This window comes from Bordetella petrii, assembly GCF_020991325.1.
Classification (GTDB): Bacteria; Pseudomonadota; Gammaproteobacteria; order Burkholderiales; family Burkholderiaceae_B; genus Bordetella_A; species Bordetella_A petrii_E.
Genome location: NZ_JAJMLX010000237.1, coordinates 1 through 7,184, shown reverse-complemented (window position 1 = coordinate 7,184; position 7,184 = coordinate 1). Strand labels below are relative to the sequence as shown.

Genomic DNA, 7,184 nt, shown 5'->3' with positions numbered 1-7,184 from the left:
CGCGTCGGCGCGGCCGGCGGGCGCGCAGCAGGCGGCCTGCCCAGGGCCGGTAACGGCCTGGGTTTGCGTGGCGCTGTGGTCGTGTCCGCAGCAGCTGGGGGTCTTGGAAGCGGAGCAGGGCATACGGCGGGTTTCCTGGCGGTTATCCAAACAATGGCCAGATTGCACACCCTGGAGTTACTATAGGGTCAAGCGCCTGTGCAGGCGCGTATCGACTGGAGGCAGCCATGAAAATCGGCGAACTCGCCAAGGCGGCCGGCACGACCGTGGAAACCGTGCGCTACTACGAGAAAGAAGGCCTGCTGCCCGCGCCCGAGCGGGGCCTGAACAACTATCGCAGCTATGGCGCGGCGCACCAGGAACGCCTGCGGCTGATCCGCAACTGCCGGGCGCTGGACATGACCCAGGATGAAATCCGCGCCATTCTGCAGCTGGCCGACGACCATCGCGCCGGCTGCGGGCCCATCAATGAGCTGTTCGACGAGCACATCGCGCACGTGGATGCGCGCATTGCCGAACTGGTGCAGTTGAAGTCCCAACTGGCTGAATTGCGGCAGCGCTGCCTGCTGGCGCGGCCCGACACCGACGACTGCGGCATTCTGCATGGCCTGTCGGAAATGCAGGTGCAGGAACGGCCCGAACGCCATACCCATCTGGGCTGAGCACGCTGCGATGACCTTGATCGCCTTGGGGAAATCCCGGATATCCCGGGCAGCCCTGGCGTATGATGAGAATGTTTCTCAATAGAACGTTGACCCGAACCGTTTCCCCATGACAGCTTCCCCCTTGCACGCCCTGACTTCCCGCCGGTCCATGAAATTCCTGCGCGCGCCCGCGCCCAAGCAGGACGAACTGGACCAGATTCTGCAGGCTGGCATGAGCGCGCCCGACCACGGCAGGCTGCGGCCCTGGCGTTTTGTGCTGATCCGCGGTCAGGCCATCGGCCGGCTGGCCGACATTGCCCTGGACGCGGTCAAGCGCAGCGGCGATCCGCGCATGACGCCGGAAAAAGAAAAATCGGTGCGGCAGTGGATGAGCGAGGTGCCGCTGTTCATCGGCCTGGCGCACAAGATCGACCACGACAACCCCAAGGTGCCCGAGCAGGAACAACTGCTGGCCACCGGGGCGTCGGTGATGAATATCCTGAACGCCGTGCACATGCTGGGCTACGGAGCCTTCTGGAGCACGGGCATGGGCACTTACCTGGAGGATGTCCAGGAAGCGCTGGGGCTGGACGCGCTGGATTACCGTTTCCTGGGCTTCCTGGCGGTGGGCACGCCGGCCTGCGCAGTGCCGGCCGCCGACCGGCCGGACTACCGCGAATTCGTGACGGAGTGGACGGGGGAGTAAGGCGCTGGCAATGCCCCCAGCCCCGGGTGTCAGGCACCTTGTGTGTCTGACACCTGGTACAGCTGCCTCAGGCGGTTGTTTCCTGCAGTACCCGCTGGGCTTCTTCGCGCACGCGCTCGGGGGCGGTGCCGCCGATGTGCTTGCGGGCGGCCACCGAGCCTTCCAGCGTCAGCACGGAATGGACATCGTCGCCGATGCTGGGGTGGTAGGCCTTCAGGTCGGCCAGGGACAGGTCGGCCAGGTCGCAGCCGCGCTGTTCGCAGTCGCGCACGGCATGGGCCACCACTTCGTGGGCGTCGCGGAACGGCAAGCCCTGCTTTACCAGGTAGTCGGCCAGGTCGGTGGCGGTGGCGAAGCCCTGCAGGGCGGCGGCCCGCATATTGTCGGCCTTCACCTTGATGCCGCCGGCCATGTCGGCGAAGATGGTCAGCGTGTCGCGCAGCGTGTCCACCGTGTCGAACAGGCCTTCCTTGTCTTCCTGGTTGTCTTTGTTGTAGGCCAGGGGCTGGCCTTTCATCAGCGTCAGAAGGGCCATCAGGTGGCCGTTGACGCGGCCCGTCTTGCCGCGCGCCAGTTCGGGCACGTCGGGGTTCTTTTTCTGGGGCATGATCGAGCTGCCGGTGCAGAAGCGGTCGGCCAGGTCGATGAAGCCCACGCGCGGGCTGATCCACAGCACCAGTTCTTCCGACAGGCGCGACACGTGGGTCATGACCAGCGCGGCGGCGGCGCAGAATTCGATGGCGAAATCGCGGTCGGACACGGCATCCAGCGAATTGCGGCACACGCCATCGAAGCCCAGCGTTTGCGCCACGCGTTCGCGGTCGATGGGGAAACTGGTGCCGGCCAGGGCGGCCGCGCCCAGCGGCAGGCGGTTGACGCGCTTGCGGCAGTCGGCCAGGCGCTCGGCATCGCGGCCGAACATTTCGGCGTAGGCCAGCAGGTGGTGGCCGAAGGTAACCGGCTGGGCCACTTGCAGGTGCGTGAAGCCCGGCATGATGGTGGCCGCGTTTTCCAGGGCGACGGTGGCCAGGGCATGGCGCAGTTGGCGCAGCAGGCCGACCAGCGTGTCGATTTCGGCGCGCAGCCACAGGCGGATATCGGTGGCCACCTGGTCGTTGCGCGAACGGCCGGTGTGCAGGCGCTTGCCCGCGTCGCCCACCAGCTCGACCAGGCGCTTTTCGATATTCAGGTGCACGTCTTCCAGGTCCAGCAGCCACTGGAAGGTGCCGGCGTCGATTTCCGACAGGATCTGGGCCATGCCGCGCTGGATGTCGGCCAGGTCTTGCGCGGGGATGATGCCCTGCGCGGCCAGCATTTCGGCGTGGGCCAGCGAGCCCTGGATATCGTGGCGCGCCAGGCGCTGGTCGAAATCCACGGACGCGGTGTAGCGTTTGACGAGTTCGGAAACCGGCTCGGAGAACCGGGCGGACCAGGCTTGCGCCTTGTTGGCGAACTGGTTTTGGTCGGGTGAGGGTGTTTTTGCCATGATGGGCGGAATTATAGGGCCAGCCCCGGGCGGCCGGACTTGTTGGATAATTCGGCAATTATGTAAAGGAGCCTGACTTTGGCCATGGAATGGGAACGCCTGGTGGTGCGCCTGGGCGAATACGTGCCGACGCAGGTGTGGGCCCAGACGCTGGTCGGCATAGGCGCGCTGATATTGGCGGCGCTGGTGGCGCAGTGGGTGGGGGCGCTCATCGTGCTGAAGTGCGCGCACCGCCTGTTGGTGCTCACCGGCCGGGAAGACTGGGACAAGGCCCTGCGCCGCCGCCGCGCGTACCAGAATTTCTGGTACGCGGTGCCGTTCGCCGTGGTGTCGCTGGGCATAGGCCTGGTGCCGCACGTGGAACAGGCCGTGACGGTGGTGGGGCGCCTGGCGCACGCCGCCGCCTGGATCTGCATATTCATGGCGGTCAGCGGCGTGCTGAGCGCCTGGCAAGACACCTATTCGGCCACCACGCGGGCGCAAACGCGTTCTATCAAGGGTTATATCCAGATCGGCAAGCTGATGCTGATCGCTATTTGCACGGTGCTGGTGCTGTCCATTCTGCTGGACCGTTCCCCGCTGTGGATGATTTCCGGCCTGGGCGCCTTGTCGGCGGTGTTGCTGCTGGTGTTCAAGGACACACTGCTTTCGCTGGTGGCCAGCACGCAGCTCACGTCCAACGACATGCTGCGCATCGGCGACTGGATCGAGATGCCGCAGTCCAACGCCGATGGCTTTGTGCGCGATATCGCGCTGCATACCGTCAAGGTGCAGAACTGGGACAACACCGTCACCACGGTGCCTACCTACAAGCTGTTTTCCGAAAGCTACCGCAATTATCGCCACATGTTCGAATCGGGCGGCCGCCGCATCAAGCGCACCTTGCGCGTCGATGCCACCACCGTGCGCTTCCTGAATGAAGACGAGGCCGAACGCCTGATGCGCTTCCGCCTGCTGCACGACTACCTGGCCGCCAAGCAGACCGACCTGCGCCAGGCCAACAGCGAGCTGGGAGCCGACGTCGCCGAATTGCCGGTCAACCGGCGCCGGCTGACCAATATCGGCACCTTCCGGGCGTACGCGCTGGCCTACTTGAAGCGCCACCCTGAACTGCGCCAGGACATGGCCATGATGGTGCGCATGATGGAACCGCAGTCCGACGGCATCCCGGTCGAGGTGTATTGCTTCACGGCCCTGACGGCCTGGGTCGAGTTCGAACGCATCCAGGGAGACGTGTTCGATCATCTGCTGGCCATCCTGCCCGAACTGGGGCTTCGCCTGTATCAGCAGCCGTCCGGAGCCGACCTGGGCGCCATCGGCGATGGGCTGGCGCAGGGCCTGCGGCACGAACTGGCGCGCGAACGTGCGCTGGACGGCGGCGGAGGCCGGCCGGCCCTGGCCGGCGGCTCCGCCGAGGCCATGCGATAATTTTTCTTTGTATTCAACCGATTTGGAACCGTAGTCCATGAGCGCTGCCCGGGTTGGAATCGCGCAAATCAACGCCCATGTGGGCGATATCGCGGGCAATGCGGCCCGCGTATTGAAGGCGGCCCGTTCGGCCCACGAACAGGGGGCCGACGTGCTGGTAACGCCCGAACTGGTGCTTACCGGCTATCCGCCTGAAGACCTGTTGCTGCGCCCGCATTTCGTCGAACGCCAGGAAGCCGCGCTGGACCAGTTGCGGCAAGACACGGCAGGCCTGGCCGGGCTGCACTTGCTGGTGGGCCATGTGCTGGCGCGTGGCGGCCGGTTGTACAACGCCGCCACGGTGCTGTGCGAAGGGCGGGTGGTGGGCGTGTATTGCAAGCGCGAACTGCCCAATTATTCGGTCTTCGACGAGCAGCGCTACTTCGCCGCCGCGGAAGAGCCCCTGGTTTTCGAGGCCAAGGGCGTGCGCTTCGGCATCAACATTTGTGAAGACATCTGGTTCGGCCGCGCCCCGCAAGCCGCCGCCCGTGCCGGCGCGCAGGTGCTGCTGGTGCCCAATGCCTCTCCCTACAACACGGGCAAGCACGAAGAGCGCCTGAACGTGGCGCGCCGCTGTGCGCAGGAAACCGGCTGTTCGGTGATATACGCCAACATGGTGGGCGGGCAGGACGAACTGGTGTTCGACGGGGCCTCGTTCGCGCTGGACGCGCAAGGCCAGTCCGCCGCGCGGCTGCCCGACTACGCCGAAGGCGTGAACGTGGTGGAGGCCGATGCTGGCGGCGCCGTGCGGCCGGTGTCGCGCCACGCGGACGTGGCGCCGTACTGCCTGGAAGAGCAAGTCTGGAAGGCGCTGGTGCTGGGGGTGCGCGATTACCTGGGCAAGAACGGCTTTCCGGGCGCCATCATCGGGCTGTCGGGCGGTATCGATTCGGCCGTGGTGCTGGCCGTGGCCGTGGATGCATTGGGCGCTGGCAACGTCCGTACCGTGATGATGCCCTCGCGCTATACGGCCGATATTTCACAAACCGACGCCACCGACATGGCGCAACGACTGGGCGTGCGCCACGACGACATCGCCATCGGCCCGGCCGTGGACGCCTTCGAAGCCATGCTGGCGCCGCAGTTCGCCGGCCTGCCGGTGGATGCCACCGAAGAAAACATCCAGGCGCGGGTGCGCGGCACCCTGCTGATGGCGCTGTCGAACAAAACCGGGCACCTGGTGCTTACCACGGGCAACAAGTCCGAACTGACCACTGGCTACTGCACGCTGTATGGCGACATGGCCGGCGGCTTCGCGGTGATCAAAGACGTACCCAAGACGCTGGTTTACCGCCTGGCTGAATGGCGCAACCGCGAAGCTGAAGTGATTCCGCGCCGCATCATTACCCGGCCGCCATCGGCCGAACTGCGTCCCGACCAGACCGACCAGGACAGCCTGCCGCCGTACGACATTCTGGACGGCATCATGGAACGCTACATGGAACGCAACCAGTCGGCTACCGAGATCGTGGCCGCGGGCTTTCCCCAGGCGGCGGTTGAACAGGTGGTGCGCCTGATCCGCATCAACGAGTACAAGCGCCGCCAGGCGCCGCCGGGGCCGCGCATCACGCCGCGCGCGTTCGGCCGCGATTGGCGCTATCCTGTCACGAACGGGTTCCGGGAAACCGTCTGAATCCCCGCGCCGCTATTCGATCTATCTTCAGGACTAGAACAACGTGAAACAAGTCACCGCCATCATCAAACCCTTCAAGCTCGATGAAGTCCGCGAGGCGCTCGCCGAAGTGGGCGTCAGCGGGCTGACGGTTACCGAAGTCAAGGGCTTCGGCCGCCAGAAAGGGCACACCGAACTGTATCGCGGCGCCGAGTACGTAGTGGACTTCCTGCCCAAGATCCGCGTCGAGGTGGTGCTGGCCGACGACATGGTCGAACCCGCCATCGAGGCCGTGATCAAGGCCGCCCGCACGGGCAAGATCGGCGACGGCAAGATCTTCGTTACCCCCATCGAGCAAGCCGTGCGCATCCGTACCGGCGAAAACGGCGACCAGGCGCTGTAACACCGGCCCACTAGCGCACCAGCTGGTTCATCTCCAGAATCGGCATCATCACCGCCAGCACGATCAGCAGCACGAAGCCGCCCATCAGCAGGATCAGCAAGGGTTCCAGCAGCGCGGTCATTGCCATGGCGCGGCGCTCCAGGTCGCGCGACAGGTTTTGCGCGCCACGGTCCAGCAGTTCCGGCAGGCGGCCGGTTTTTTCGCCACTGGCGATCAAGTGCACCAGCAATGATGGAAACACCTTTTGCGCCGCCAGCGCCGAAGCCAGCGGCGCGCCTTCGCGCACGCGCTCGGTGGCCTCGTCCACCGCGCTGCGCAGGCGGTCATTGCCCAGGGTGCGGCGCGCCGCGTTCAGGGCGCCCAGCAGGCTGACGCCGCTGCCGCTGAGAATGGCCAGGGTCGAGGCGAAGCGGGCCGCGTCCACGCCCATGACGAAACGCCCGATCAATGGTAGGCGCAGCAAGCGCGCATGCCAGGCCAGCCGGCGCGCCGGTGAGCGCAAGGCCATGCGCCACAACAGAAAGGCGGCGACCACGCCGATGGCCGTGGCCCAGCCCCAGTGCCGCACGAAATCGCTCAGCGCCAGCATGATGCGCGTCAGCAGCGGCAACTGCTGGTTGGCGTGGTCGAACGCGGTAATGACCTGCGGCACGACATAGCCCAGCAGGAAGGCCACGATGATCACCGACACACAGGCCACCACGGCGGGGTAGATGAAGGCCGTCATCACTTTGCCGCGCAGGGCGTTGCGTTCCTCGATATAGCCCGCCAGTTTTTCCATGACCTGTGCCAGGTAGTCGGCGTGCTGGCCGGCCAGCACTGGGTAGGAAGGATCCACCGAGGTCTTGGCATCGGCGCCGTGGCAC

The 7,184-nt window shown here is 65.7% G+C and carries 7 protein-coding genes; 5 read left to right on the top strand and 2 right to left on the bottom strand.

Annotated elements, in window-relative coordinates:
• The first annotated feature begins 227 nt into the window (after nucleotides 1-227).
• Both cadR and LPZ50_RS19295 read left to right on the top strand, forming a co-directional pair.
• Nucleotides 228-662, top strand: coding sequence for a Cd(II)/Pb(II)-responsive transcriptional regulator (gene cadR / locus LPZ50_RS19300; protein ID WP_230663854.1), 435 nt, complete (start codon nucleotides 228-230; stop codon nucleotides 660-662).
• A 109-nt stretch (nucleotides 663-771) separates the two neighbouring features.
• Entirely contained in the window at nucleotides 772-1,350 is a 579-nt protein-coding gene (locus LPZ50_RS19295; RefSeq protein ID WP_230663851.1) for a nitroreductase family protein, read from the top strand.
• Between the two features lie 67 nt (nucleotides 1,351-1,417).
• Here the strand turns inward: LPZ50_RS19295 and argH are convergent, their stop codons facing one another.
• The gene (gene argH, locus LPZ50_RS19290; protein ID WP_230663848.1) at nucleotides 1,418-2,836 is read right to left on the bottom strand and encodes an argininosuccinate lyase; all 1,419 of its coding nucleotides are present in this window, start codon (nucleotides 2,834-2,836) and stop codon (nucleotides 1,418-1,420) included.
• A gap of 84 nt (nucleotides 2,837-2,920) precedes the next feature.
• On the opposite strand from argH, the gene LPZ50_RS19285 reads away from it, so the two are divergent.
• The 3 genes from LPZ50_RS19285 to LPZ50_RS19275 are packed head-to-tail and all read left to right on the top strand — an operon-like array spanning nucleotide 2,921 to nucleotide 6,318.
• Complete coding sequence (locus tag LPZ50_RS19285; protein WP_230663845.1) at nucleotides 2,921-4,264, top strand: mechanosensitive ion channel family protein; 1,344 nt, start codon at nucleotides 2,921-2,923, stop codon at nucleotides 4,262-4,264.
• Between the two features lie 37 nt (nucleotides 4,265-4,301).
• A complete protein-coding gene (locus LPZ50_RS19280) occupies nucleotides 4,302-5,936 on the top strand; it encodes an NAD+ synthase (RefSeq protein WP_230663842.1) in 1,635 nt (544 codons plus the stop codon).
• Between the two features lie 43 nt (nucleotides 5,937-5,979).
• Entirely contained in the window at nucleotides 5,980-6,318 is a 339-nt protein-coding gene (locus LPZ50_RS19275) for a P-II family nitrogen regulator (RefSeq protein WP_230663839.1), read from the top strand.
• 10 nt (nucleotides 6,319-6,328) lie between these two features.
• Here LPZ50_RS19275 and LPZ50_RS19270 read toward each other — a convergent pair.
• Nucleotides 6,329-7,184: type II secretion system F family protein (locus tag LPZ50_RS19270; protein ID WP_230663836.1), on the bottom strand; the 856-nt coding region annotated here is incomplete at its 5' end.